The following is a 22,923-nucleotide window of genomic DNA, read 5'->3' on the forward strand; positions in this document are numbered from 1 at the left end:
AATCCCTTTTCACGTGATATAGCGCCCGCTTTCCGGCCTGTCTGGCCGACACAAGGTCACAATCGGGGCGACGCCCCCAGCCAATGGAGAGTACCATCGTACAGATCGTCGTCCGCGATAACAATGTTGAGCAAGCCCTGCGCGCTCTGAAGAAGAAGATGCAGCGTGAAGGCCTGTTCCGCGAAATGAAGGCTCGCCAGCATTTCGAGAAGCCGTCCGAGAAAAAAGCACGCCAGCGCGCAGAGGCCGTCCGCCGCGCCCGCAAACTGGCCCGCAAGCGCGCCCAACGCGAAGGCATCATCTAGGACGCTGCTTTTATCGCAAGATAACCAAAACCCCGTCAGAGCGATCTGGCGGGGTTTTTGTTTAGGGGCGTCGGTCTGTTTAGTTCTGATCCGGTGCAAACTCCCGATACCGTACAACTTCGGACAAGTAGAGTTCAGCAGCCTGCTCTTCGCTCATGCTGTTTTCAACAGCTTGCCGATATGCCTGCGAGCCCGCCCAATCCCGTTCAGCCATTCGATAGGCGTATGGTCCAACACAGGAGTTGTGATTGAAGTCATCGAGAAAAACATCGCACCATTGTTTCAGCAGTTCATCTTCATCCAGTGCATTTTGATCTGAACACACTGACAGCGGTGCTACAGCGACCCGAACTGCCTTATCAAATTCTGCGCAAGCTTCACGGTCGAAAGGCACGTCCTTGGGGGCACATTGCGGGTCGATCCGTTTACACTCCGAGAAAGTGCAAATGACTCTTGGAGATATCTGGCACTGCTCTGCTGCGGCAGAAGCAGCTGCCATAGCTTCTGCATTCCCCTCGAACACTAAAAGCCTGTCGAGTTCAGGAGTTGGACGGACGCAAGCTGCGCAAACTGCGAATAGAAGTATGGAAGCACGCATAGTCAACACAAGAGTTACAAAATAACATTTGGGGTGACTGTTCGCTTTCTGTCAATCGCCGCGAGGTCCAAAGTAGAGGGCTAAGCAGCCTTCTTTCGTACCACACCCTTCAGCATCTTGCCGAGGTCGCCAATGCTGGCGCCGTTGACGGCCCCGGCGCGGTAGACGCGGACGGAGACCCAGAGCACGGCGAGCGTTGTCACCACCATCAGGCCCATCTGCATCGCGACTTCCCACATGGGCGGATCATGCGGCATGCGCAGGATCAGCAGGAACGGCGTAAACACCGGGATCCAGGTGGCAAAGTCCACCACGGGCGAGCCCGGGTCCTGGAAGGCGATGAAGATCGCGAACATGGGCAGCATGAGCAGGATCATCATCGGGCTGAGCAGCGTCTGCGCCTCCTGAATCGTGTCGCACAGGGAGCCGAGCGCCATGAAGATCATGCCGTACATGATGTAGCCGAGCACGAAACTGACCAGCGCAGGCAGCAGGATCTGCGGGCTGGCCGCCGCGGCCAGGAATGGCGTGATCATGTCCCCTGCCCCCGGCACCTGCGTCGCAAGGAAGGCAGAGCCTGACAGCGCGAAGAGACCCCAGACCAGCATCATGGTGGACGTCACCGCAAACACGGCCAGCAGCTTGCCTGCCAGCAGTTCCGGCATGCGCACAGATGTCAGCAGCGTGTCGAAGATCTTGTTGGAGCGCTCCTCGATCGTGCCCATCAGCAGGTACTGGATGATCGAGAACACCATCAGCCAAAGGAAATAGGCGAGCGCCCCGGCGACGAAGACCGGTGCCCGGTCTGCCAGCGTCACTTCCGAGCCGGCGGATTCCTGTTCGGTCACGCTTCGGATACGCCGGGCAGGCACCTGAACGGCGCCGTCGTCCGCCTGCTGGATGAAGTCTGGATCCAGGCCTGCCGCCTCCAGCGCGTGCTTGCGGGCCAGGCGGCGCACAGCGTCTTCCGCCTCATAGCGCAGCGTGTTGATATTGACGTCATCGCTCCAGTATTCGAGCGTTTGGCCGTCATTCGACAGGATGAAGGCGGCGAAGAGCGGCTTGTCGCCCAACGGACCCGAGACGAGCTGTTCACCCAACAGGTAGGGGCGCAGGCCATCGATATCCTGAGCGGGCGGTGAGACCTCTATGAATTTCCGTTCCCGGAGCGTCTGCATTGCACCATTGTTCATGGCCCCATCAGGCAATTGCATCTGGTCCGCCAGGTCTTGCGCCATCGCCGCGGCTTCGTTCCGGGCAAACTCTGCATCGATCGCCTCAGCATAAAGCTGGCCGGGCTCGATCACCGTGTAATAGCGCACAGGCGAAGACTGCGCCGCGAACATCGCGAACAGCGAACCGATCAGCATCAGCGCGGGCACGGCGGCAAGGCTCAGCCAGAAGCCCCAGGCTTTCACATAGCCAAGATAGTCCCTGCGGAAGACGAGATAGATGTTCCTCATCAGGCCAGCTCCCCCTCTTCCAGCTCCGCTAGCGGATCATCCAGCGCCGCCGCATCCGCCTCCCCCACAAGGGAGACGAACACATCGCGCAGGCGGGACTCGTCCGGCGCAAAGCCGGTAATCGGCGCGCCAGCCTCGATGGCCGCGCGCAGCGCGTCTTGCGGACCGGCGCCCTTCGGCAGCGCAATCCGCCAGGCATCGCCATGACCCCGGTCTGCCGCGCGGTGGGCTTCGAACCCTTTCGGTGCCAATGCGGCGCCAAGATCGAACCCTTCCTCGACCTCAAGGCTCGCGCCCTTCTCCAGCGTGGCAAAGGCTTCCGGCAGCGTGCCGTCGAACACTTTTCGCCCGCGCGCCATCATCACGATCCGGTCGCACAGCCGCTCGGCATGCTCCATGACATGCGTGGAAAACAGGATCGTCGCCCCCCGCGCATGCTCGGCGCGGATCAGGTCTTCCAGCACCTGCTGGTTCACCGGATCGAGACCGGAGAACGGTTCGTCCAGGATCAGGAAGTCCGGCCGGTGGGCGAGCGTGGAGAGGATCTGCACCTTCTGCGCCATGCCCTTGGAAAGCTTGGAGACCCGTGTATTGCGGAACTCGCCGAGACCGGTCGACTCCATCAGCTCGTCTGCGCGCGCCTTGGCTGCGCTGGCGCTCATGCCTTTGAGGCGCGCGAAATAGGCGATCGTCTCCCGCGCCGTCATCTTCTTGTAGAGGCCGCGCTCCTCCGGCAGGAAGCCAACCCTGCGCAGGGAAAGTATGTGCGGCACGTCCCCGAACAAGCGCACGTCGCCCTCATCCGGCGGGATCACGCCCAGCGAAACACGCAGGCTGGTCGACTTGCCGGCCCCGTTTGGCCCCAGAAACCCGATGATCTGCCCTTCCGGCACTTCCAGTGACAGGTCCCGGACCGCCGTGAAGTTACCGAAACGCTTGGTCACATCCGTGAGGATGAGGGGGGACTGGGCCATCCGTATCTCCGAATCCGTCTGAAAATCGCTCGCTTTTCACGAGAGTCGATATGGCTGCCTACTCTTTGGCCCGGCGCGTCTTGCCAACCCCTTAAAGCCGTCGCAGCATGATTTCCGATGAAGACGGATGTCATCCCCCTTGCACCGTCAAGCCTTGGGCTGGCGGCAGAAGAGTGCGAGCAGGCTGCGCGCACCAGCCTGCAGTCTTATGCCCAGAAACTCGCAAGGATTGAAGCTGCGCTCTCCCGGATGGAAAAGGGATGCTACGGCTTCTGCCTGACATGTGAAGGGCGCATAGGGCTGCATCGCCTCGAAGCCGACCCGGCCGAAGCGATGTGCGAAACCTGCGATGTGGATAAGGGCTGCGTCAGATAAAGACGCCGAACAGCCAGATCATGAACTGAACGAACAGGCCGGTGAGCAGCAGGATCACCAGCGTCGCATACCAGCGGCCGCCGAGGTTCAGCACGATGCCGGACCCGATCCCTACAAGCGTCATCAGGCCCAGGGAAACAGCCCAGTGAATGCCGATGGCCACAGCCAGAACGGCATGGCCGAGCATCAGCGTCAGAATCAGGCTGCCCCAAGTGGTTCCCTTGATGAATCCGTCCCAGGTGGCTTGCTGGTCGTGGATGTCCATTTCGCCGTGGTGGTATTCGCTGGCAGCCATTTAGGGCTCTCCCCGTGAAATCATTGCTGCCTGCCGTATTATCGAAGGCAGCCGAAGGGTCAAGCGGATGATAGCGCCCGTATTGCCGCAGATGGCAGACGGTGCAGACTTTGTCAGTTCAGCTGGCCCTTTGGCTTCGGCACGGGCGGTGTGAAAGGCTCCGGCAGAGGCGCGGCCGGCACCCCCTCTTCTTTCAGGGCTTCGCGCTCTTCCTCGGTCGTCTCGCCCCAGATCGGACGTTCTTCCTGTTCGCCATAAAACATCGAGCGCGCCTCTTCGGCGAAATCGCCGCCAACATAGTCGAAATTCTCCGCCACATGCTGGCGTGCCTTTTCGGCGAACGCGGCGAACATCTTCTCCGGATCGGCGGCAGCGTCTTTCTTCTTCGGGGATTTCACCGCTGGCGCCATGATCTGCTTTTCCACACGCGAGGAATTGCATGCAGAACAGCGCACCTGGCGCTTTTCCTTGAGCGTTTCATAGGCTGAAGACGAAGCGAACCAGGCTTCGAAATCCTCGTCACAGGCCTTGCAATGGAGCGCGTAGCGGATCACTGGTCAGCCCTCTCCGTTCACGGCGACGCAAGCATCGGGTCGAGCTTGCCGGCCCGTTCCAGCGCCATCATGTCGTCGCAGCCGCCAATGTGATGCTCACCGACAAAAATCTGCGGGAAGGTCCGTCCACCATTCGAGCGCTGGATCATCTCAGCTTTCTTTTCCGGGCTCATGCCGGCATCGATCTCTTCGAACTCGACCTGTTTCTCTCGCAGCAGCGACACCGCGCGCGAGCAGTAGGGACAGAAGGCTCGGGTATAGATCGTGACTTTCGCCATAAATTCGCTCCTTGGAACCGTTACAGGAATTATATGGTGATGTCGGTTTCCCGTACAACGCGCGCCAGCACCAGGACGTCCACATGCCGCGCCCCTGCCCGTTTCAGGGCACGCGTGCAGGCTCTGAGTGTCGCCCCCGTGGTCAGCACGTCATCGATCAGCAGGACGCGTTTACCCTCGACATGCCCGGCCCGGCTGGGTCGTAACTCAAAGGCGCCGGCCACATTGCGGCGCCGCGCCTTGGCGGAAAGTCCGCCCTGGGTCGGTGTGCGGCGGGTCCGCTTCAGCGCATCGACCGAGACCGGCACGCCCGTCCGTTGCGACAGCGCCTCGGCAAGCCAGGCAGATTGGTTGAAACCGCGGCTGGCGAGCCGGGCATAATGCAGCAGCACCGGAACGATCACATCGGCTTCATCCAGCAGAGCCCCCCGGCCCGCCCGCATCATCCAGCTGGAAAACGTGCCAAGCCCATCACGCCGGCCGGAGCGCTTTAGGTCCAGGACCAGCCGCAGGGAGGCAGGCTCGTAGACAAATGCTGCGCGGGTGCGGTCCCAGCGCGGCGGCCGGGCAATGCAGGCAGCGCAAGTCGCCCCCTTCATCCCGTTCGGCGCCAAGTGGCGTACCGCAACGGTCACATACGCCGCCGCTCAGAAAGTGGATCTGTCCGAATTCATGCGGGGCGAGCGGACCTTTGCCGAGACCACGTTCGCGGCTGACGAGCGACCGTGGCGGCCAGAAGAAATCCGCCGCCATCCGCAGAAAGCCCTTTGAACGGCTCCGCTGCTGCTCCATATCGCGTGCCATGACGCCCGCTGCTCCCCCGCGCCTGTTCGACCGTGCCCGAGTTGCGCGCAATCGCGACCGGGCAGCCCCTTGTTATGATGACTATGCGTTCCTGAAGGAGCGTGTGTCGAGAGACATTGCGGACCGTGTTCAGGATACGCCGCGCAGTTTCGAGCGCGCGCTGGACCTTGGCTGCCACGACGGGCGGCTGGCGCGGATTCTCGGCGAAACCGGCCGGGTTGACGCCATCGAGGCCAGCGACCTGTCTCCTGCGATGGTGGAAGTTGCCCGCGCAGCCGGCACCCATGCCGGCGTGCTGGACGAGGAAACACCGGATCTGGCAGCCGGCAATTTCGACCTCATCGTATCGGCCCTCTCCCTTCACTGGGTGAATGACCTGCCCGGCACGCTGGTGCGCCTGCGTCAGGGGTTGAAGCCGGACGGCCTGTTCCTTGGTGCCCTGTTCGGTGCGGGCACGCTCGCAGAACTTCGCGAATGCCTGATGGAAGCGGAAACGGACCTGACCGGCGGCGTCTCCCCGCGCCTCTCTCCGCTACCGGGTCTGAAAGACATGGCGGGCCTGATGCAGCGGGCGGGCTTTGCTTTGCCTGTGGCAGACCGGGACACGGTGGTGGTGCGCTACCGCGATCCGGCGCGCCTGTTGTCTGACCTGAAGGGGATGGGAGAGCAAAGCGCGCTGGCACCCGGGATGATCCGGCCGCTGCCGCGAGCCGTGCTGGAGCGGGCGCTCAGCCTCTACCGGGAACGCCACGTAGACTCGGACGGCCGGGTACGGGCGAGCTTCGAGATTGTGCATGTCTCGGGTTGGGCCCCTGCTCCAGGACAGCCAAAGCCCCTGAAGCCCGGTTCTGCAAGGGCAAGCCTTGCCGACGCGGTGCGCCGGCAAAGCGAAGGCGAATAGGACGGCTCAGCCGTTGAAGCCGGCAGCTGCCTTGTTGAAAGAAGCACCGGTTGACGCGCCAACGGCGGTCGCGCCGCCAACGATCGCAAGGCAGATGATGCCTGCAATCAGCGCATATTCGATCGCGGTTGCACCCTCCTCGTTACCGAGGAAATGCGAAAACAGTTCACGTGCGGCTCTCATGGTCCCTCCGTCGCGTGTCCCCCCGAAAGAACCTCGAACAGCGGAAGATCCGCAGGAGGGGCCGGGTAATCAAACAGGTTTGCCGGAGGAACCCACGCGATGGCCTGGCCTTCTCGTGGATGCACTTCGCCTGACCATGCCTGACACTTGTAGAGTGGCATAAGAAGATGAAAGTCGGGGTAAGTGAAACTCGCAAAAGTGAGCGGCTGAAGTTCCGATTCCTTAACCGTAATCGACAGCTCCTCATGAAGCTCGCGCACGAGCGCAGCCTCCGGCGTTTCGCCGGGCTCTACCTTGCCGCCCGGAAACTCCCACAGGCCCGCGAGCTGTTTGCCTTCCGGGCGTTGCGCCAGGAGGATCTCGCCCTTGTCATTGTACAGCGCAGCGGCGACGACCAGGACCAACCGGTGCGTCATGTCCGGTAAGCGCCGTTGATGTCGACATATCCGTGCGTCAGATCGCAGGTCCAGACAGTGGCTGATTGATCGCCCGCGGCAACATCGACACGGATCGTGAATTCGGGTTTCGCGAACACAGCGCTGGCAGCCTCCTCGCTGTAGTCCGGCATCCGCGCGCCATCCTTTGCGACCTGAACATCATCGAACCAGATGGCGAGGTCAGCGGCCGAAATCGGCTCCAGCGACTTGCCGACAGCCATGACAATCCGCCCCCAGTTTGCGTCACCGGCCGCCATCGCGGTCTTGATCAGGGGTGAATTGGCAATCTCGCAGGCGATGATTTTCGCCGACATCTGCGACACGGCGCTCTCGACCTGGATGGTGACGAATTTCTGCGCCCCTTCCCCGTCCTTCACCACCAGCTGGGCCAGTTCGAGGCAAACCGAGTGCAGAGCCATGGCGACGGAGTCGAGCCGCGGGTCACTCTTCGAGGTGATCGGGTCCATGCCAGACTGGCCGGTCGCGAACACCATCAGCGTATCAGACGTGGATGTATCACCATCGACCGTGATGCAGTTGAAGGTCTCGTTCGTGATCTCTTCCAGCAATTCCTGCAGCACATCGTGCGCAATGGCGGCGTCGGTGAAGACATAGGCCAGCATCGTCGCCATGTTCGGCGCGATCATGCCGGAGCCCTTCACGATCCCGGCAAAGTTCACGGTGTGACCGTCGATTTCCATCGATGTGCCGGCGCCCTTCGCGAACGTATCGGTAGTCATGAAGGCGCGCGTGGCCGCCTCCCAGTCCGGGGTGCCCAGCTTGTCCGCCAATTCGGGCACAAACGCGCCGACATAGTTCGGATCGGCTAGCGGCTCTCCGATGACGCCGGTCGCCGCCAGGAAGCAGTGCTCTTTCGCAACGCCCAGTGCCTCGCTCATTGCCTTCAATGTCGCGTCGTTCTTGTCCTTGCCCTTCGGGCCGGTGAACGCGTTGGAATTGCCGGAATTGGCGACAAGGGCACGCGCCGTACCGCTACCTGTTTGCAGCGCTTCCCGGCACCAGAGCACGTCAGCCGACGCCGTCCGGGAAACCGTGTAGACCCCGGCGCAGGTCGTGCCTTCCTCGAAGGCGAACAGGAAAACGTCGTCACGGGTCACGCCGCGCTTTGCATAAAAGCCGCGCGAGCCGGTGGCGGCGCGTACGCCTTTCACCTCAGGCAGTTTCGGGAAGGGCGTCGCAAAGGGCGAGGGCGTCAGATTCAAAGTTCAGTTCCTTCAGGAGCCGGGGCAGCGAGATCATCCGGCGTATCGTTGGGGCCGGAGTCCGGGTCGGGAAGCCTGTACGGCGTTGCGCCGTCATCGTCGAGCCCCGGTTCGCCCTGCTGGATCTGCGCCTCCGCCTTGAGGCGGCGAACGATCTTGGCGACCTGTTCCAAGGTCAGGAATGTCACGATATCCGGCCGCATTTCCGCGCGGGTTTTCGGTGCCCGCGAACGGCGATCCTTAACCTTGAGGATATGCCAGCCATCGGCCGACTCGAAGGGCGGCGCGACTTCGCCTTCGCCGGTATTGGCGATGACCAGCGGGAATGGCGGCGGTTCATCGTTCGGGGAGACATAACCAAGGTCCCCCTGCTCCATGCGTGTGGCACTGTCGAGCGAGTTGGCGCTGACCAGGCTTTCGAAGCTTTCGCCCGCCTGGATCCGGTCGAACAGGGCCTGGGCCTCTTCCCTGGTGTCCACCAGAATGTGGGCGATGCGCACTTCATCATCGTCCTGCTGCAGGGCGACCTGTTTCTCGTACATCGCCTCAATCTGGTCTTCGGTCACATCTTCAGCGACGAGGTTTTCGACCAGCAGATTGCCGAGAATGCGCTCCTCAGCCATTTCGAGCCGCCGGCGACCTGCCGGATCCTTGTCCAGACCGCGCCGGACGGCCTCCTGCGCCATCAGCTTCTGTTCAATCAGCTGATTGAGCACCGTGTCGTATTCCGGATCGCCGGATTTGACCTTGGTGCCAGCAGGCACAAGGCCCCGGGCCACGGCTTCCAGCTCTACATCGCTGACATAGATTTTCTCGCCATTCACCGTGGCGGCGGTTGCGCCTTCAACGCGAACCGGCACTTCTTCCTCCGGTGGCGGGCTGCACGCAGCCGCTGTCATAATCGCCAGACCGGCAAACAGGATACGCGGGTGGACCCGCAAAGCCTTCAGATTCAACACAGTCATCACTCCAGCTGTCTGATGGCGCCGCATTGACACCCCAATGCGGCGTTCTTAAGTCTCACCCGCGCGCTGGTCGAGTAGGTTTGGCTGGTGTAATCACGGTGGGAGAACCCGCGTATTCCTGTGCGGTCACACGGTCAGGATCACAGTTTCTTCGCCCCAGACCTGATTGGTGCAGCCTCTTATGTTTTCCGTCGCCCGCAAGATTTTCGGTTCCGCTAACGACCGCAAGCTGAAACCCCTGCGAGCCCGCGTCAACCGCATCAATGCCCTCGAGCCGATGATGGAGGCGCTTTCAGACAGCGCCCTCAAAGGCAAGACCGCAGAATTCCGCAAACGCCTGGCCGATGGCGCGACGCTCGATTCCCTGCTGGAAGAGGCTTTCGCCGTTACCCGGGAGGCCGCCCGGCGCGCCCTCGGCATGCGCCATTTCGATGTGCAGCTGATGGGCGGCATGATCCTCCATTCCGGCGCGATCGCCGAAATGCGCACCGGTGAAGGCAAGACGCTGGTCGCAACACTCGCCGCCTATCTCAATGCCCTTGAGGGCAAAGGCGTGCACGTCGTCACCGTCAACGACTATCTCGCCCGCCGCGACGCCGAATGGATGGGCCAGATCTATGGCTTCCTCGGCATGACGACCGGCATCATTGTGCACGGTGTCACCGACGAAGAGCGCAAGGCCGCCTACGCCGCTGACATCACCTACGGAACGAACAACGAGTTCGGCTTCGACTATCTGCGCGACAACATGAAATACTCGCTGGACCAGATGGCCCAGCGCGGACACCATTTCGCGATTGTCGACGAGGTGGACTCCATTCTCATCGACGAAGCCCGTACACCGCTGATCATTTCCGGCCCGACGGACGACCGATCCGACCTCTACATCAAGATCGACGCAATGGTTCCGCGCCTTGAAGAGGAAGACTACGAACTCGACGAGAAGCAGCGCTCGGTCACCTATACCGAATCCGGCATGGAAAAGATCGAAGGCTGGCTGGAAGAGGAAGGCCTCCTGGAAGGCTCACTCTGGGAACCGCACAACATCTCGCTGGTCCACCACGCCAACCAGGCCCTGCGCGCCCACAAGCTCTATGCCCGCGACAAGGATTATATTGTCAAAGGCGGCGAGGTGATGCTGATCGACGAGTTCACCGGCCGCATGATGGAAGGCCGCCGCCTGTCCGAAGGCCTGCACCAGGCCATCGAGGCCAAGGAACGCACCGACATCAAGCCCGAGAACCAGACACTGGCCTCGATCACGTTCCAGAACTATTTCCGCCTCTACTCCAAGCTGGCTGGCATGACCGGTACCGCCCTGACAGAGGCAGACGAATTCGCCGACATCTACAAACTGGAAGTCATCGACCTTCCAACCAACAAGCCGATCCAGCGGATCGACGAGGACGATGTCGTCTACCGCACGGCCAAGGCGAAATATGCCGAGATCGTCAAGGAAGTGCGCGAGTGCCACGCCAAGGGCCAGCCGATCCTGCTGGGCACCGCCTCAATCGAGAAATCCGAGATTCTCGACAATCTGCTGACCGCCGCGAAGATTCCGCACAAGGTGCTGAACGCCCGCCACCACGAGCAGGAAGCCCAGATCGTCGCCAATGCCGGCGTACCCGGCGCCGTCACCGTCGCCACAAACATGGCCGGCCGCGGCACCGACATCCAGCTCGGCGGCAATTTCGAAATGCGCCTCGAGCAGGAGAAGACGAAAAAGGAGGCCGAGCTCGGCCGCGAGCTGACCGAGGGCGAAGCCTCCCTGCTCACGTCCCAGATCAAGGCTGACATCGAGGTCAAGAAAAAGCGCGCGCTGGATGCCGGCGGGCTCTACGTTCTGGGTACGGAGCGCCACGAAAGCCGCCGCATCGACAACCAGCTGCGCGGCCGGACGGGCCGTCAGGGCGACCCCGGCAAATCCAAATTCTACATCTCCATCGAAGACGACCTGATGCGCATCTTCGCGGCCGAGCGCATGGACGCCGTGATGCGCCGCCTCGGCATCAAGGAAGACGAGGGCATCACCCATCCCTGGATGAACAAGGCGATGGAAACCTCGCAGCGCAAGATCGAACAGCGCAATTTCGAGATCCGAAAGAACGTCCTCAAATATGACGACGTCATCAACGACCAACGCAAGGCCATCTTCGAGCAGCGCATGGAATTCATGCGCGCCGAGGATGTGTCTGACGTGATCCTGGAAATGCGCGAGCATGTGATCGGTGCAATCGTCTCCCGGACCATGCCGGAGAAGGCGTATGCGGAGCAGTGGGACGTTCAGGGCCTGCGCGAAGCCATGCGCAACGAATTTGCGATCGACCTGCCGGTCGACGAATGGGCCGCCGAAGAAGGCGTGGCAAACAAAGAGATCGCCCAGCGCATCCGCGATGCGGTGGAACAGGTTTACCAGGCGGTCACCACCGCCGTTGGCGCCGACCAGATGCACCGGATCGAAAAACAGATCCTGCTTCAGGTCCTCGACATGCGCTGGCGCGAGCACCTGCAGATGATCGACCAGCTTCGTTCGGTCATCCACCTGCGTTCCTATGGCCAGCGTGACCCGTTGAACGAATTCAAGTCCGAAGCCTTCAACCTGTTCCACAATCTGCTGGAAGAGCTGCGCGCGACGGTCACCCGGTCGCTGATGCATATCCGTTTACAGCAGGCTCAGCCGGAACAGGCACAACAGCGCCCTGCCCCGGCCCAGATGCCGCAAAGGCCTGCGCCAGCGCAAATGCCAGCACCGCAACCTCCCCAGGCACACGAGACGCATCTCGACCCCGATACCGGCATCAACGAGATGGACCCGTCAGACACGTCCAAACCGCCCGGTCCGGAACTACAGCAGGCCGAAGACGACTGGTCGAACACACCACGCAACTCCCCCTGCCCGTGCGGCTCCGGCAAGAAGTACAAACACTGCCACGGCGCCCTCAGCACCCAGCGGGCATAAACCGTCATGCCCCGGCTGGTCCTGATGTCAGGCCTGCCGGGTTCCGGAAAATCCACACTTAGCCGCTTGCTCTCGGAACGGACCGGCGCCAAGCACCTGCGCATTGATGAATTCGAGCAGAACCTGCGGAACACGCACGGCCCCGACTTCGATGTCGGTACATTGGGTTACCAGCAGGGCTATACGCTCGCCGCAGACCACCTGATGGCTGGGCATGACGTCGTCGCCGATGCGGTGAATGCCGTCGAACAGGCAAGGCAATGCTGGCGCAATGTCGCAAAGATGGCTGGCGCTGATATCGTCGAAATCGAAATTCTCTGTTCGGATGCTGATGAGGTCCGATCCCGGCTGAGGACTCGCGACACGGGTATTCCGGGCCTTGCTCCAGTCACGCCTGACGCGATGGCCACACGCAGATGGGAACGAAATACGGCAAATCCGGCACGTCTGGATACCGCAGGGCGAAGCACCGATGCTTGCCTGGAAGATCTCCTGCGGCTGACGTCCCTCGCCTGAACTCCCTGCGCAATACGGCCAGTCGCTTGACTTCGCAGGCAAGTCGAGGGAACGCCAGCATATGACAGCGTTTCCCCTTCCCCCCGTGCGGGGCAAGATTTTAGAGAATGCATCGCTGGCGCCCTACACCTGGTTCCGGGTGGGCGGACCGGCGGATGCCCTGTTCCTGCCAGCTGATGAGGAAGACCTTCAAGCCTTCCTCACCGCGCTCGACCCGGCCGTACCGGTCACCGTGCTCGGGGTCGGCTCCAATGTGATCGTCCGCGATGGCGGCATTCGGGGCGTCGTGATCCGCCTGATGGGCAAGTATTGGGGACAGATCGAAGCGCTGGACGGCATCACCATGCAGGCGCGCGCCGGGGCGCTGGACCTGTCGGTTGCGAAGGCTGCCGCGCAAAATGGCGTCCGCGGGCTGGAATTCCTGTCCGGTATTCCAGGCTCCATCGGCGGGGCGACGCGCACGAATGCCGGTTGCTACGGGCGCGAGCTTCGTGACACGCTGGTGGCCCTGCACGGCTTCCGGCGCGACGGGTCGAAGGCGGCTTATCGCGGGCCGGGCAAGCCGGGCGCCCAGCCGGAAGCCCATTTCTCCTACCGGCACACAGACCTGCCGGACGACCTGATCGTCACGCGCCTCATCCTGGAGGGCAACGACACGGACGCGCCGGAAAAAATCCTCGCTGACATCGAACAGCTGCAGGCGCGACGGGCCGAGACCCAGCCGATCAAGGAAAAGACATCGGGGTCCACCTTCGCCAATCCTGACCCGCCAGGCACCCCGGACCAGCGTTCCGCATGGAAACTGATCGATGCGGCTGGCTGCCGGGGCCTGAAGGTCGGCGGGGCGCAGGTTTCGCCGAAACACTGCAACTTCCTGATCAATACCGGCGATGCCACTGCCGCGGACCTCGAAGCGTTGGGCGAACTCGTCCGCCGCCGTGTTCTCGAAACGCAGGGCGTGGAACTGCGCTGGGAAGTGCGCCGAATCGGCCAGCTGGCGAGCGAGACCGCCTAGAGCGTTCCCCGCAGTTCAAAAATGGCAATCGGCCCGAACCGGCGGTTGCGGTCTTCGATCGATGCTATCTGGCCCAGCCGGTTGGTCTCGTAGATCTCTCGCCGGAAATTGTCTTTCTGGTTCAGGAGATTTCCAATCGCAAACATGGCCGACAGGCCAAACACATCCTTATGCTCCACGAAAGCGTAGGCATAGCCGGGTGTGGAGGCTTCCACGCCCTGCTCCCGAAGCTGGTAGTAGTGGTTACGTTCGAACTTCTCCGCAAAGGCGCCCCACGCCCAGTCCGTTCCCGGAATATCCTGCCGGAACTCCATGTTCACATAGTAGAGCTGGCTGTCGTTGATTCGGCGGATCTCTCCGGTCAACGGGTCGGTGACCTCTGAGTCGTACACTTCGGCAAAGCTCGTTATCTCGCCGCCTGGAATACCCAGCCTGGACAGCTTCAGGGTTGTGTCGAGGGTCACGCCGACTTCCCAGGCAGAGTCGAGATTTCCAGGCCCATCCCCCATGCCGATGGGAACGCGGTCCACAATGTCCTCAATATCGGAATAGTACGTGTTCAGCGTCGCAGCGCCCCACTCCCCGAAATCCTTTTCGGCCTGCAGGCTCCACTTCCAGGCCTGCTGCGGCACGATTTCGGCATTGCCGGAATTGCCATTGTCGGCATTGAGGTTCACCGAAGAAATGAAATCGAAAAAATCGAGCTGGCCCACTTCCCGGTCCAGCCGCGCCGTGAGTTTCAGCTTCGGGTCCGCCTGCCATGAGAGGCTGACAAAGCCCTTCGGCCGGGTGAACTCCCGGGCATTCGCATTGTCCCCGGATTGGGTCAGTTCGGAATATTCCGCCCCCAGAGAAACCTGCAGGCGCAGTGCGTCCGACAGGGCCCGGCCATGCGTGATCGCGGCTTCCCAGCGGTTTTCCTCGACACGGGAATTGGCCCCCGGCAGCGGAATGATTTCGAACGGATCACCGCCTTCTGCGACGCTCAGCCCGGCCTCGGCTTCGAGGAAATTAAAGGCATTCTCGACGGAGACCTGCCAGTCGCTTTCCGGTCCGCCCGCCCAGGCATATTCGCCCCGGCCGATATATTCGCCTTCATCCACAGTCTGACTGAACCGGGTTTCCGAGAAGCCGGATCCATCGACGGCGCCGATACGGACGGAATCGTTCACCGGGCTGTTTTCGCGGCGGATGAGGCCGATCGCCTTCAGGCGACCCGGCCCGAACCCGAATTCATAGTCTCCGCCGAACTCGGCATTCCACTCGTCTTCCCCCCGCAGGAACAGTCGGCGGCCTTCCAGCCCGCCGACGGGGAAGGTTTTTGAGATCTCCTTCCGGTCGAACTGGTAGAGTCCCACACGGCCATTGAGGTTTGCCACCACACCGCTTGGAGGTGTCCACGACAAAGATCCGGAGACGGCAGCATTGTCAGCGATGTTGGTCACGTCTTCCTTGCGGCGCTCCAGAAGCGTGCCGTCGGCTGACGTTATGGATTCCCACCCGGCATGGGCGCCGCGCTCCGGCAGGCTGCTGACCTCCATGCTCCAGTTCAGGCGTTCGTCGCCTCCCGACAGCGTCACAACGCCTTCATGAAAATAGGGCGTGATGTCTTCCCGGATGCGGGATTTCCAGCGCCATGTGCCGGACACGCCCCCTTCCCCGTCGGTCGTGACATTCACGACCTGCCCGGACAGGCCCGGTATATCCAGCTTGGTGCCATCGACAACTTCAATCCGGACAACCCGCGTCGCGGAGATTCGCCCCAGCGCGGCTTCTGCGCCGTTCGATTTACCAGAGACCCTCTGGCCATTGATCAGCACATTGCCGGTGGCCTGGCCGAACCCACGCGATCCATCGTCGTCACCTTGAATGGAGAAGCCGGGGATCCGGTTCACCATGTCCAGAGCTGTCTGCGGGTTATACTGTGCGAAGTCGCCCGGCGCATAATCACTCCGGGAAGAGACCGATGTGTCAGCGGCAGGCTCTGCCATGGCTGGAAATACGGTGAGACCGGCTGCCGTGAGGGCGGCAAAACTCGACAATAGGGTATGGCTGACAGCCACGGGGCGCCTCCTGTTTCCTCGCTTGGGTGAAGAGACACCGGCGCCCCCGCCAGCGACTCATCTTCTTGTTATTCGATAACGACTACTGTTGTAGTCAGAAGCATGCAAGTGGTCCCGGTCATGACTTTTTCGTAATCCTCTCCGCCCCTGCCGCCGGTTTGCCTCGCTTAAGCCCCTATTCACCGGCACGAAGCAGAAAAGACGGTTGGAAGCAGGCGTGACCGATCAGGGCCCGCCCGGCAGGAAGGACTTTCAGAATGAAGCGCGTGGCAGTGATCTATGGCGGCTGGTCCTCCGAACGGGAGGTTTCGCTTTCCTCAGGCACGCAGATGCTGAAGGCCGCGCAGGCGGCAGGTTATGACGCAGTCGGTATCGATGTGGACCGGAACCTCGCCGCCCAACTGGCCGATGTGAAGCCGGATGTCGTGCTCAACGGCCTGCACGGGCCCTGGGGCGAAGATGGCTGTGTGCAGGGCCTGCTGGAGGTCATGGACCTGCCCTACTCCCATTCCGGCGTGCTCGCCTCCGCGCTGGCGATGGACAAGCTGAAGTCAAAAGCCGTTTACCGCGCCGCCGGCCTGCCGGTGGCAGAGGATCGCCAGGTGACGCGCGCCGAAGCCGCTGCGGCCCATCCGCTGGAACCGCCCTATGTGGTCAAACCGGTCAATGAAGGCTCCAGTTTTGGCGTCCTGATCGTGCGGAAAGGCGCGAATGGCCCGCCGCAGGAACTGCTCAGCGAGAGCTGGCATTATGGCGATTACCTCATGGCCGAGGAGTTCATTCCGGGCCGTGAACTGACCGTCGCCGTGCTGGGCGACCGTCCCCTTGCCGTGACAGAGATCACGACCTTAAGGGACTATTACGATTTCGATGCAAAATATTCAGCTGGTGGATCACGTCATGTGATCCCGGCAGACGTGCCTGAGCACATTACCGCCATGGCGATGGATTTCGCCTTGCGGGCACATCAGGTCCTTGGCTGCCGGGGCGCGACGCGGTCCGACTTTCGCTACGACGACAAGAGAGACCGGCTCGTGATCCTTGAGACCAATACCCAACCCGGCATGACGCCGACCTCACTTGTCCCTGAACAGGCCGCTTTCGTTGGAATGTCCTTCGAAGAACTGGTCGCATGGATGATTGAGGACGCTTCATGCCGAAGATAAGCCGCAACCAGCCCACACCGAAACGCAGACGCGAACCGATCACCTTCGTCGACGAAGTGACCGGCGAGGAAGTGCGCGTCTCGTCCGTCCTGTTCGGTTTCGTCATGCTGATCGCCATCATCGTGGCGCTGGCAGCCTGGATGGGCGGATCCATGTCACAGATCGAAAGCCGGTTTGCCGGCTTCATGGACGATACGGCCCGCATGGCCGGTGTCTCCGTCAACGAAGTCTCCGTCCTCGGCCTTGAGCAGGATCCCCGCCTGCAGCAGGAAATCCGCGCCGCCGCCATGATCGAGCCCGGCGAGAACATGTTCCGCGCCGATCCCTACATCATCCGCCGCCGTGTCGAGGGCACTCACAAGGTGCTGAACGTGCGCGTGCACCGGCTCTGGCCGGACCAGGTCGTGATCATCGCGGACGCCGCCGAGCCGGTCGCCATCTGGCATGACGGCAAGGAATGGACCGTTGTGGACGGCCTTGGCCGCGTCATTCCGGACGAGCGGGCTAGCGATCATCCGGATCTGGTCCGCGTTGCCGGGCGCGGCGCGCCGGAAGCCGCCCCTGCCCTCGTCATGGCACTCGCCGACGCCCCGGAAGTGACAGACGATCTCGCAATCGCCACGCGCATCAATGACCGCCGCTGGGACATGCGCCTCATTTCCGGCGCCACGGTCCGCCTGCCGGAAGACATCGAGCTGACCGCCGCCCTTGGCCGCCTGACCGACCTGCAGGTGCGCACCGCCCTCATGCAGCGCCCGCTGAAAATGATCGACCTGCGCAATGCCGGCCGCGTCTATCTCGGCCCGGTCAATCCGCCGAACTTCAAGGCGCGTGAAATCGCGGCGCGTTCCTGATGGCCAATGTCCAGTCCCGCCGCGCCCCCCGTATGGGCCGTTCGAGCACCGGCACGGTAGCGGCGCTGGACATCGGCTGTTCGAAGATCACCTGCCTGATCGGCCGCAATGACGGCTCCGGTCCGCGCAGTTTCCGCATTCTCGGCGCCGGGCGCCAGCAGTCGCGCGGCTTCACCGGCGGGACGATCACCGACATGGAGGGCCTGGAACGCGCCATCCGCCTCGCCGTGGAAGATGCCGAGCGCGAAGCGGGCGAGCAGATTTCCAATGTGATGCTGGGCATCACCGGCCAGAAACTGGCCTCCACACTGGTGACCGCCCGGATCGCGATTGACGGACGGGAGATCAACCAGAAAGACGTGCGCCGTATCCAGGCCCAGGCGCTGGCGAAGGTCCCGGCGCGCGGGGAAGAAACCCTCGCCGCCTGGCCGGTTGCCTATCGCGTCGACGAACAGGAAGGCGTGCGTGAGCCGCAGGGCATGTATGCCAATGAGCTCAGCCTGCTGCTCTCGGTCGTCACCGCACCGAAATCAGTGGTGAAAAATCTGGTCGAATGTGTCGGCCGGGCGCATATCGGCGTCTCGGCGCTGATCCCCTCCTCCATCGCGAGTGGGGCGGGCACGCTGATCGACGACGAGATCGAGAACGGTGCCATTTGCATCGATATGGGTGCCGGAGTGACGGCGGTCTCGGTCTACCTGAACGGCTCTCCTGCCTGGCTGGGCCTTGTCCCTGCCGGCGGCGCGCATGTAACGTCAGACCTTGCCCAGGGCCTCGGAACGACTTTCGCGGCCGCCGAGCGCCTGAAAAGCGTCTACGGCACGGCCAACCTCGAAGGTCCGGGCCTCGCTGAAAGAATTGAGGTTCCGCGACTGGGCGATGACGGCCGGCTGCAGGCGACGCGCATGGAGCGCGGCCAGCTAGCCGCCATCATTGCTCCGCGCGTCGAAGAGACCTTCGAATTTGTGCGCAAGACGCTCGATTCCAGTGGTGTACGCAAAGTACTCCCCCACCGCGTCGTGCTGACAGGCGGTGCATCGCAGTTACCGGGCGTGCGCGACGTCGCCAACCGCATCCTGCAGGCGCCAGTGCGGCTTGGGCGACCGACCATCGCCGAATTTCTGGGCGAAACACTGGCAACACCAGCTTTCTCCACAGCCTCCGGTCTGCTACTGTACTCTGAGTTGGGGTTTGCGGACGCAGTAAGGGCAACTGCTTCGCGCAAGGACGGACCAGAGTCGAGAAGCGGCGTGGTGAACAAGGTGTTCCATTGGCTCGAAGAAAATTTCTGAGCCAATTTCACTCCACTTAACTGCTTCTTAGCCGCATCACGCCATCTTGCCCCACGGCAGGGGTCCGCAAGTAGAGTGAAGTGAGGGATGCAATGAATTATGAACTGAAGCCCAGGATCCTGGTCTTTGGCGTCGGCGGTGCCGGTGGCAACGCTGTCGACAACATGATCGAGGCGAACCTTCAGGGCGTCGAGTTCATTGCAGCCAACACAGACGCGCAGGCCCTTTCACGTTCCAAGGCCGAGAAGCAGATTCAGCTTGGCCCGGTCACGACCTCCGGCCTCGGCGCCGGCGCGCGTCCTGAAGTCGGCGAAAAGGCCGCCGAAGAATCCATCGACGAGATCAAGGGCCACCTCGAAGGCGCCCATATGGTATTCATCGCGGCCGGCATGGGCGGCGGTACAGGCACCGGCGCCGCCCCGGTGATCGCCCGCGCCGCGCGCGAGATGGATATCCTCACCGTCGCCGTCGTCACCAAGCCGTTCGGCTTCGAAGGCAATCGCCGCATGCATGTCGCCGAGAGCGGGCTGGACCTGATCCGCGGCCATGTCGACACGATGATCGTCGTGCCGAACCAGAACCTTTTCCGCATCGCCAACGATCGCACGACCTTCGCCGAAGCCTTCCGCATGGCCGACGACGTGCTGTATTCCGGCGTGCGCGGCATCACCGACCTGATGGTCATGCCCGGCCTGATCAATCTCGACTTCGCAGATGTCAGCGCCATCATGCACGGCATGGGCACGGCCATGATGGGCATGGGTGAGGCCACCGGCGAGAACCGCGCACTGGAAGCGGCACGCCAGGCGATCGACAATCCGTTGCTGGACGATATCTCGATGAAGGGCGCCAAGGGCGTGCTCATCAACATCACCGGCGGCTATGACATGACCCTGTTCGAGCTGGACGAGGCTGCCAACGAGATCCGGCGCGAAGTGGACCCGGATGCGAACATCATCCTCGGATCGGCCTTCGACACCGAACTGGAAGGCCGTCTGCGCGTCTCCGTGATCGCGGCAGGCGTCGAAGCAGGCTTCGCCGCCAAGCCGGCAGAGCCCGCCAATCCGGAAGCCAGCGTCCGTCAGCCGATCGCTGCTCCGGTCGAAGAAATGGAACCGGAGCCGGAACCCGAGCTGGAAGAGGACACCGCAGAAACCGAAGGCGTCGCAGCCGAGGAAATGGCGGAAGACGCCCCGGCGCATGACGAAGACCGCCCGACCATCATCACCCATCGTCCAACCGCTGCGGAAGCAGAAACAGCGGCGGTCGAAGACGATCACTATGTAGGCGCAGAAGGAGACGAAGAAGTGTCAGCAGATTCTGTATTCTCCGCCCGTCGCGACACCCCGGTCGCCGACAAGCCGAAAGCCGACCAGGGCGGATCCGGTTTTGCCAACCTGTTCGGATGGCGCCGCAACACGCCGCAGGGCGAAAACGATGACACCGCTGAGCCGGCCCCGATTGTCTCCTCGCCGGACGATCATCCCGAGCCTGCCCCGTTCGACGATGCAGACCTCGAGATCCCCGCTTTCCTGCGCCGGTCAGCCAATCACTGAACCGCCCAACGGATGGCAGCGCCGGATGCGTGAAAAAACAGTCAGGCAAGGTTAACCTGTTGCAGTAAAAACCCAATTTAAACAGGGCCATATCTGATGATATGGCTCGTTTTGTAACACGCCGAAACAAGCCGTGTTTTGCTCCTTTAACCCCCTACCCTCACAAAGGCGCCTGTTGTCATGGGGCAGTTGTGAGTAGATTTGGCATGGAAATGCAGCAGACAATTGAGCGGCCCGCCATGTGCGCCGGCGTCGGCGTCCACAGCGGCGAGAAAGCCCGGCTGGTTCTGAAACCGGCGCCTGTCGGCACTGGCATCCTGTTCCGCCGCACAGACCTCGGCCTGCCGAAAGCTGAAATCCTGGCCCATGCCGCAAACGTCTCCGACACCCAGCTCGGCACGACGATTTCCAACGAAAATGGTATTTCGGTCGCCGTGGTTGAACACCTGATGGCGGCCGTCTCCGGTCTCGGTATCGACAATCTTCTGATCGAAATCGACGGGCCGGAAGTGCCGATCATGGATGGCTCGTCGGCCGTCTACTGCGAGCTGCTTCTACAAGCTGGCCTGAAACAGCAGACCGCGCCGCGCCGCCGCATCCGCATTCTCGAAACCATCGAGATCGTTGACGGGCCGAAGCGCGCCACCCTGTCGCCCTCTGAAGACAATCACCTCACGCTGCGCGCCCGCATCGAATACGACAACAATGTCATCGGCGTTCAACAGATGGCCTTGCGCCTCGCGCCCGGCATGTTTGCCCGGGACCTCGCCTTTGCCCGCACCTATGGGTTTGCCCGCGATGTCGAGATGCTGCGTTCCATGGGCCTTGCCCGCGGTGGCTCGCTCGACAATGCTGTCGTGATCGACGACGACGAAGCGATCATGAACCCGGAAGGCCTGCGCATCGAAGATGAATTCGTGCGCCACAAGATGCTGGATGCGGTGGGCGACCTCATGCTGGCAGGCGCCCCGATCGCCGGCGCTTATGACGCGGTGCAGCCGGGCCACGCGTTGAACAACAAGCTGGTACGCAAGCTGCTGGCGACCCCGGAAGCCTGGTGCTGGGAAAGCGACGCCGACACCGATCTCGTCACCCAAACTGTTCGGGCCGGCGCTGCCATCTGAGCGGTTATCGCCGCACTTCCTCAAAGAGCCTGTCTAAAAAGCCTGTAAGACTTGGGCCACCTAGCCTGTTTCCGGGCCTGTTTAAGGTTTCCGGCATGTGAAAGTTCCTTGGAATTCCGGCAGGGTTCGCGCTAATCAAAGGGCGACAAGAATTGCAGAAAGCGCGCCGGAGCCCATGAAGCCTGCCAAGCCCCTCGCCCTCGCCCTGATCGCCGTGGCTGTGAGCCTCACAGCCTGCCAGAGCCGGGAAAAGCGCCAGCGCGAACTCGCCTATGTCGAGCGCCCGGTCGAGCAACTCTACAATCAGGCCGGCAGCGAACTGGACAGCCGCGATTACGAGACAGCGATCCTGCTGTTCAACGAAGTCGAGCGCCAGCACCCCTATTCCGAATGGGCCCGCAAGGCGATGGTGATGACCGCTTACGCCCATTACCGGCGCCGCGACTATGACGAAGCCATCTCCGCAGCTCAGCGCTATATCTCGCTGCACCCAGGCGGTACCGAGGCAGCGTATGCCTACTACCTCATCGCGGTCAGCCAGTTTGAGCAGATTGTTGATGTCGGCCGCGACCAGGGCATGACCGAACAGACCAAGGTCTCCCTGCAGGACGTACTGCGCCGTTTCCCGGACAGTGAATACGCCCGCGACGCGCAACTCAAGCTGGACATGGTCAATGACCAGCTGGCCGGCAAGGAAATGGAAGTCGGCCGCTGGTACCTGCGGTCCAACCAGACGCTGGCGGCGATCAACCGGTTCCGCACCGTCGTTCAGGACTACGACACGACTTCCCACTCCGAAGAAGCGCTCTATCGCCTGGTCGAGGCCTACCTCTCCCTTGGCATGCGCCCGCAGGCCACTGAAGCCGCCGCGACTCTCGGATACAATTATCCGGAATCGGACTGGTACAAGATGGCATACAACCTTCTGACCTCGGAAGGCGTGATGCTGGATACGTCGGCGACGAAGCGCACCCTGCTGCAGAGAATCATTCCCGGCGGAAAATAAGCGGCAAGGCCACGCGC

The 22,923-nt window shown here is 62.1% G+C and carries 25 protein-coding genes; 13 read left to right on the forward strand and 12 right to left on the reverse strand.

Annotated elements, in window-relative coordinates; genetic code table 11:
• Positions 1-83 precede the first annotated feature (83 nt).
• Positions 84-305, forward strand: a complete 222-nt coding sequence (gene rpsU / locus HY26_RS01875; RefSeq protein WP_034769592.1) for a 30S ribosomal protein S21 — start codon at positions 84-86, stop codon at positions 303-305.
• Positions 306-384: 79 nt separating this feature from the next.
• Here the strand turns inward: rpsU and HY26_RS01880 are convergent, their stop codons facing one another.
• The 3 genes from HY26_RS01880 to HY26_RS01890 all read right to left on the reverse strand — a co-directional run bounded on the left by HY26_RS01880 (position 385) and on the right by HY26_RS01890 (position 3,340).
• Positions 385-804 carry a hypothetical protein gene (locus HY26_RS01880; protein WP_139068995.1) on the reverse strand — a complete coding sequence of 140 codons (420 nt, stop codon included), beginning with the start codon at positions 802-804 and terminating at the stop codon, positions 385-387.
• A 179-nt stretch (positions 805-983) separates the two neighbouring features.
• Positions 984-2,366, reverse strand: a complete 1,383-nt coding sequence (locus tag HY26_RS01885) for an ABC transporter permease (RefSeq protein WP_034769595.1) — start codon at positions 2,364-2,366, stop codon at positions 984-986.
• Positions 2,366-3,340, reverse strand: a complete 975-nt coding sequence (locus HY26_RS01890) for an ABC transporter ATP-binding protein (protein ID WP_034769597.1) — start codon at positions 3,338-3,340, stop codon at positions 2,366-2,368. The genes HY26_RS01885 and HY26_RS01890 overlap by 1 nt, the downstream gene beginning before the upstream one ends.
• A 117-nt stretch (positions 3,341-3,457) precedes the next feature.
• On the opposite strand from HY26_RS01890, the gene HY26_RS01895 reads away from it, so the two are divergent.
• Entirely contained in the window at positions 3,458-3,715 is a 258-nt protein-coding gene (locus tag HY26_RS01895; protein WP_065383339.1) for a hypothetical protein, read from the forward strand.
• On the opposite strand, the gene HY26_RS01900 is transcribed toward HY26_RS01895, so the two are convergent.
• The 4 genes from HY26_RS01900 to HY26_RS01915 all read right to left on the reverse strand — a co-directional run bounded on the left by HY26_RS01900 (position 3,708) and on the right by HY26_RS01915 (position 5,441).
• Positions 3,708-4,010, reverse strand: coding sequence for an aa3-type cytochrome c oxidase subunit IV (locus tag HY26_RS01900; protein ID WP_034769599.1), 303 nt, complete (start codon positions 4,008-4,010; stop codon positions 3,708-3,710). The genes HY26_RS01895 and HY26_RS01900 overlap by 8 nt on opposite strands.
• A gap of 113 nt (positions 4,011-4,123) precedes the next feature.
• Positions 4,124-4,564: a DUF1178 family protein gene (locus HY26_RS01905; RefSeq protein WP_034769602.1), complete on the reverse strand. Its 441-nt coding sequence runs from the start codon at positions 4,562-4,564 to the stop codon at positions 4,124-4,126.
• A 17-nt stretch (positions 4,565-4,581) separates the two neighbouring features.
• Positions 4,582-4,842 (reverse strand): glutaredoxin 3, encoded by a 261-nt coding sequence (gene grxC, locus HY26_RS01910; RefSeq protein ID WP_034769604.1) that lies wholly within the window; start codon positions 4,840-4,842, stop codon positions 4,582-4,584.
• A gap of 29 nt (positions 4,843-4,871) precedes the next feature.
• Positions 4,872-5,441 (reverse strand): ComF family protein, encoded by a 570-nt coding sequence (locus tag HY26_RS01915; RefSeq protein ID WP_065383340.1) that lies wholly within the window; start codon positions 5,439-5,441, stop codon positions 4,872-4,874.
• On the opposite strand from HY26_RS01915, the gene HY26_RS19175 reads away from it, so the two are divergent.
• Entirely contained in the window at positions 5,413-5,613 is a 201-nt protein-coding gene (locus HY26_RS19175) for a hypothetical protein (RefSeq protein WP_233350950.1), read from the forward strand. The genes HY26_RS01915 and HY26_RS19175 overlap by 29 nt on opposite strands.
• A 31-nt stretch (positions 5,614-5,644) precedes the next feature.
• Entirely contained in the window at positions 5,645-6,547 is a 903-nt protein-coding gene (locus tag HY26_RS01920; protein ID WP_065383341.1) for a methyltransferase domain-containing protein, read from the forward strand.
• Positions 6,548-6,553: 6 nt separating this feature from the next.
• On the opposite strand, the gene HY26_RS01925 is transcribed toward HY26_RS01920, so the two are convergent.
• Genes HY26_RS01925 through HY26_RS01940 form a run of 4 tightly spaced genes read right to left on the reverse strand, consistent with a single transcriptional unit; the run spans position 6,554 to position 9,355 of the window.
• Positions 6,554-6,730 (reverse strand): Flp family type IVb pilin, encoded by a 177-nt coding sequence (locus HY26_RS01925; protein WP_081813235.1) that lies wholly within the window; start codon positions 6,728-6,730, stop codon positions 6,554-6,556.
• Positions 6,727-7,146 (reverse strand): 8-oxo-dGTP diphosphatase MutT, encoded by a 420-nt coding sequence (mutT, locus tag HY26_RS01930; RefSeq protein WP_065383342.1) that lies wholly within the window; start codon positions 7,144-7,146, stop codon positions 6,727-6,729. The genes HY26_RS01925 and mutT overlap by 4 nt, the downstream gene beginning before the upstream one ends.
• Positions 7,143-8,390, reverse strand: a complete 1,248-nt coding sequence (gene argJ / locus HY26_RS01935; RefSeq protein ID WP_034769610.1) for a bifunctional glutamate N-acetyltransferase/amino-acid acetyltransferase ArgJ — start codon at positions 8,388-8,390, stop codon at positions 7,143-7,145. Before argJ ends, mutT begins: the two co-directional genes overlap by 4 nt.
• On the reverse strand, positions 8,387-9,355 hold the full coding sequence (locus HY26_RS01940; RefSeq protein ID WP_051600328.1) for a peptidylprolyl isomerase: 969 nt from the start codon (positions 9,353-9,355) through the stop codon (positions 8,387-8,389). The genes argJ and HY26_RS01940 overlap by 4 nt, the downstream gene beginning before the upstream one ends.
• 181 nt (positions 9,356-9,536) lie before the next feature.
• On the opposite strand from HY26_RS01940, the gene secA reads away from it, so the two are divergent.
• From secA to murB, 3 genes are all read left to right on the forward strand, one after another.
• Complete coding sequence (gene secA / locus HY26_RS01945) at positions 9,537-12,314, forward strand: preprotein translocase subunit SecA (RefSeq protein ID WP_112072816.1); 2,778 nt, start codon at positions 9,537-9,539, stop codon at positions 12,312-12,314.
• 6 nt (positions 12,315-12,320) lie between these two features.
• Positions 12,321-12,830 carry an AAA family ATPase gene (locus tag HY26_RS01950; protein ID WP_065383115.1) on the forward strand — a complete coding sequence of 170 codons (510 nt, stop codon included), beginning with the start codon at positions 12,321-12,323 and terminating at the stop codon, positions 12,828-12,830.
• 61 nt (positions 12,831-12,891) lie between these two features.
• Complete coding sequence (gene murB, locus HY26_RS01955) at positions 12,892-13,845, forward strand: UDP-N-acetylmuramate dehydrogenase (protein WP_034769624.1); 954 nt, start codon at positions 12,892-12,894, stop codon at positions 13,843-13,845.
• Here murB and HY26_RS01960 read toward each other — a convergent pair.
• The gene (locus tag HY26_RS01960) at positions 13,842-15,908 is read right to left on the reverse strand and encodes a TonB-dependent siderophore receptor (protein WP_139068897.1); all 2,067 of its coding nucleotides are present in this window, start codon (positions 15,906-15,908) and stop codon (positions 13,842-13,844) included. The two genes, murB and HY26_RS01960, sit on opposite strands and share 4 nt — an antisense overlap.
• A 257-nt stretch (positions 15,909-16,165) precedes the next feature.
• On the opposite strand from HY26_RS01960, the gene HY26_RS01965 reads away from it, so the two are divergent.
• The 6 genes from HY26_RS01965 to HY26_RS01990 all read left to right on the forward strand — a co-directional run bounded on the left by HY26_RS01965 (position 16,166) and on the right by HY26_RS01990 (position 22,906).
• Positions 16,166-17,074: a D-alanine--D-alanine ligase gene (locus tag HY26_RS01965; RefSeq protein ID WP_034769627.1), complete on the forward strand. Its 909-nt coding sequence runs from the start codon at positions 16,166-16,168 to the stop codon at positions 17,072-17,074.
• Entirely contained in the window at positions 17,062-17,928 is an 867-nt protein-coding gene (locus tag HY26_RS01970; protein ID WP_065383117.1) for a cell division protein FtsQ/DivIB, read from the forward strand. The genes HY26_RS01965 and HY26_RS01970 overlap by 13 nt, the downstream gene beginning before the upstream one ends.
• Positions 17,928-19,220, forward strand: a complete 1,293-nt coding sequence (gene ftsA / locus HY26_RS01975) for a cell division protein FtsA (RefSeq protein ID WP_034769632.1) — start codon at positions 17,928-17,930, stop codon at positions 19,218-19,220. The genes HY26_RS01970 and ftsA overlap by 1 nt, the downstream gene beginning before the upstream one ends.
• Before the next feature lie 92 nt (positions 19,221-19,312).
• The gene (gene ftsZ / locus HY26_RS01980; protein ID WP_034769635.1) at positions 19,313-20,776 is read left to right on the forward strand and encodes a cell division protein FtsZ; all 1,464 of its coding nucleotides are present in this window, start codon (positions 19,313-19,315) and stop codon (positions 20,774-20,776) included.
• 212 nt (positions 20,777-20,988) lie between these two features.
• A complete protein-coding gene (gene lpxC / locus HY26_RS01985) occupies positions 20,989-21,900 on the forward strand; it encodes a UDP-3-O-acyl-N-acetylglucosamine deacetylase (protein WP_233351503.1) in 912 nt (303 codons plus the stop codon).
• Between the two features lie 175 nt (positions 21,901-22,075).
• The gene (locus HY26_RS01990) at positions 22,076-22,906 is read left to right on the forward strand and encodes an outer membrane protein assembly factor BamD (protein WP_065383118.1); all 831 of its coding nucleotides are present in this window, start codon (positions 22,076-22,078) and stop codon (positions 22,904-22,906) included.
• The last annotated feature ends 17 nt before the right edge of the window (positions 22,907-22,923 follow it).

Source organism: Hyphomonas sp. GM-8P (assembly GCF_003263315.1).
GTDB lineage: Bacteria > Pseudomonadota > Alphaproteobacteria > Caulobacterales > Hyphomonadaceae > Hyphomonas.

Bases quoted from the DNA above. Each gene is read 5' to 3' on its own strand.
- rpsU (WP_034769592.1), top strand. From the start codon at position 84: ATGGAGAGTACCATCGTACAGATCGTCGTCCGCGATAACAATGTTGAG.
- HY26_RS01880 (WP_139068995.1), bottom strand. From the start codon at position 804: ATGGCAGCTGCTTCTGCCGCAGCAGAGCAGTGCCAGATATCTCCAAGA.
- HY26_RS01885 (WP_034769595.1), bottom strand. From the start codon at position 2,366: ATGAGGAACATCTATCTCGTCTTCCGCAGGGACTATCTTGGCTATGTG.
- HY26_RS01890 (WP_034769597.1), bottom strand. From the start codon at position 3,340: ATGGCCCAGTCCCCCCTCATCCTCACGGATGTGACCAAGCGTTTCGGT.
- HY26_RS01895 (WP_065383339.1), top strand. From the start codon at position 3,458: ATGAAGACGGATGTCATCCCCCTTGCACCGTCAAGCCTTGGGCTGGCG.
- HY26_RS01900 (WP_034769599.1), bottom strand. From the start codon at position 4,010: ATGGCTGCCAGCGAATACCACCACGGCGAAATGGACATCCACGACCAG.
- grxC (WP_034769604.1), bottom strand. From the start codon at position 4,842: ATGGCGAAAGTCACGATCTATACCCGAGCCTTCTGTCCCTACTGCTCG.
- HY26_RS19175 (WP_233350950.1), top strand. From the start codon at position 5,413: ATGCAGGCAGCGCAAGTCGCCCCCTTCATCCCGTTCGGCGCCAAGTGG.
- HY26_RS01915 (WP_065383340.1), bottom strand. From the start codon at position 5,441: ATGAAGGGGGCGACTTGCGCTGCCTGCATTGCCCGGCCGCCGCGCTGG.
- HY26_RS01920 (WP_065383341.1), top strand. From the start codon at position 5,645: ATGACGCCCGCTGCTCCCCCGCGCCTGTTCGACCGTGCCCGAGTTGCG.
- HY26_RS01925 (WP_081813235.1), bottom strand. From the start codon at position 6,730: ATGAGAGCCGCACGTGAACTGTTTTCGCATTTCCTCGGTAACGAGGAG.
- mutT (WP_065383342.1), bottom strand. From the start codon at position 7,146: ATGACGCACCGGTTGGTCCTGGTCGTCGCCGCTGCGCTGTACAATGAC.
- HY26_RS01940 (WP_051600328.1), bottom strand. From the start codon at position 9,355: ATGACTGTGTTGAATCTGAAGGCTTTGCGGGTCCACCCGCGTATCCTG.
- secA (WP_112072816.1), top strand. From the start codon at position 9,537: ATGTTTTCCGTCGCCCGCAAGATTTTCGGTTCCGCTAACGACCGCAAG.
- HY26_RS01950 (WP_065383115.1), top strand. From the start codon at position 12,321: ATGCCCCGGCTGGTCCTGATGTCAGGCCTGCCGGGTTCCGGAAAATCC.
- murB (WP_034769624.1), top strand. From the start codon at position 12,892: ATGACAGCGTTTCCCCTTCCCCCCGTGCGGGGCAAGATTTTAGAGAAT.
- HY26_RS01965 (WP_034769627.1), top strand. From the start codon at position 16,166: ATGAAGCGCGTGGCAGTGATCTATGGCGGCTGGTCCTCCGAACGGGAG.
- HY26_RS01970 (WP_065383117.1), top strand. From the start codon at position 17,062: ATGCCGAAGATAAGCCGCAACCAGCCCACACCGAAACGCAGACGCGAA.
- ftsA (WP_034769632.1), top strand. From the start codon at position 17,928: ATGGCCAATGTCCAGTCCCGCCGCGCCCCCCGTATGGGCCGTTCGAGC.
- ftsZ (WP_034769635.1), top strand. From the start codon at position 19,313: ATGAATTATGAACTGAAGCCCAGGATCCTGGTCTTTGGCGTCGGCGGT.
- lpxC (WP_233351503.1), top strand. From the start codon at position 20,989: ATGCAGCAGACAATTGAGCGGCCCGCCATGTGCGCCGGCGTCGGCGTC.
- HY26_RS01990 (WP_065383118.1), top strand. From the start codon at position 22,076: ATGAAGCCTGCCAAGCCCCTCGCCCTCGCCCTGATCGCCGTGGCTGTG.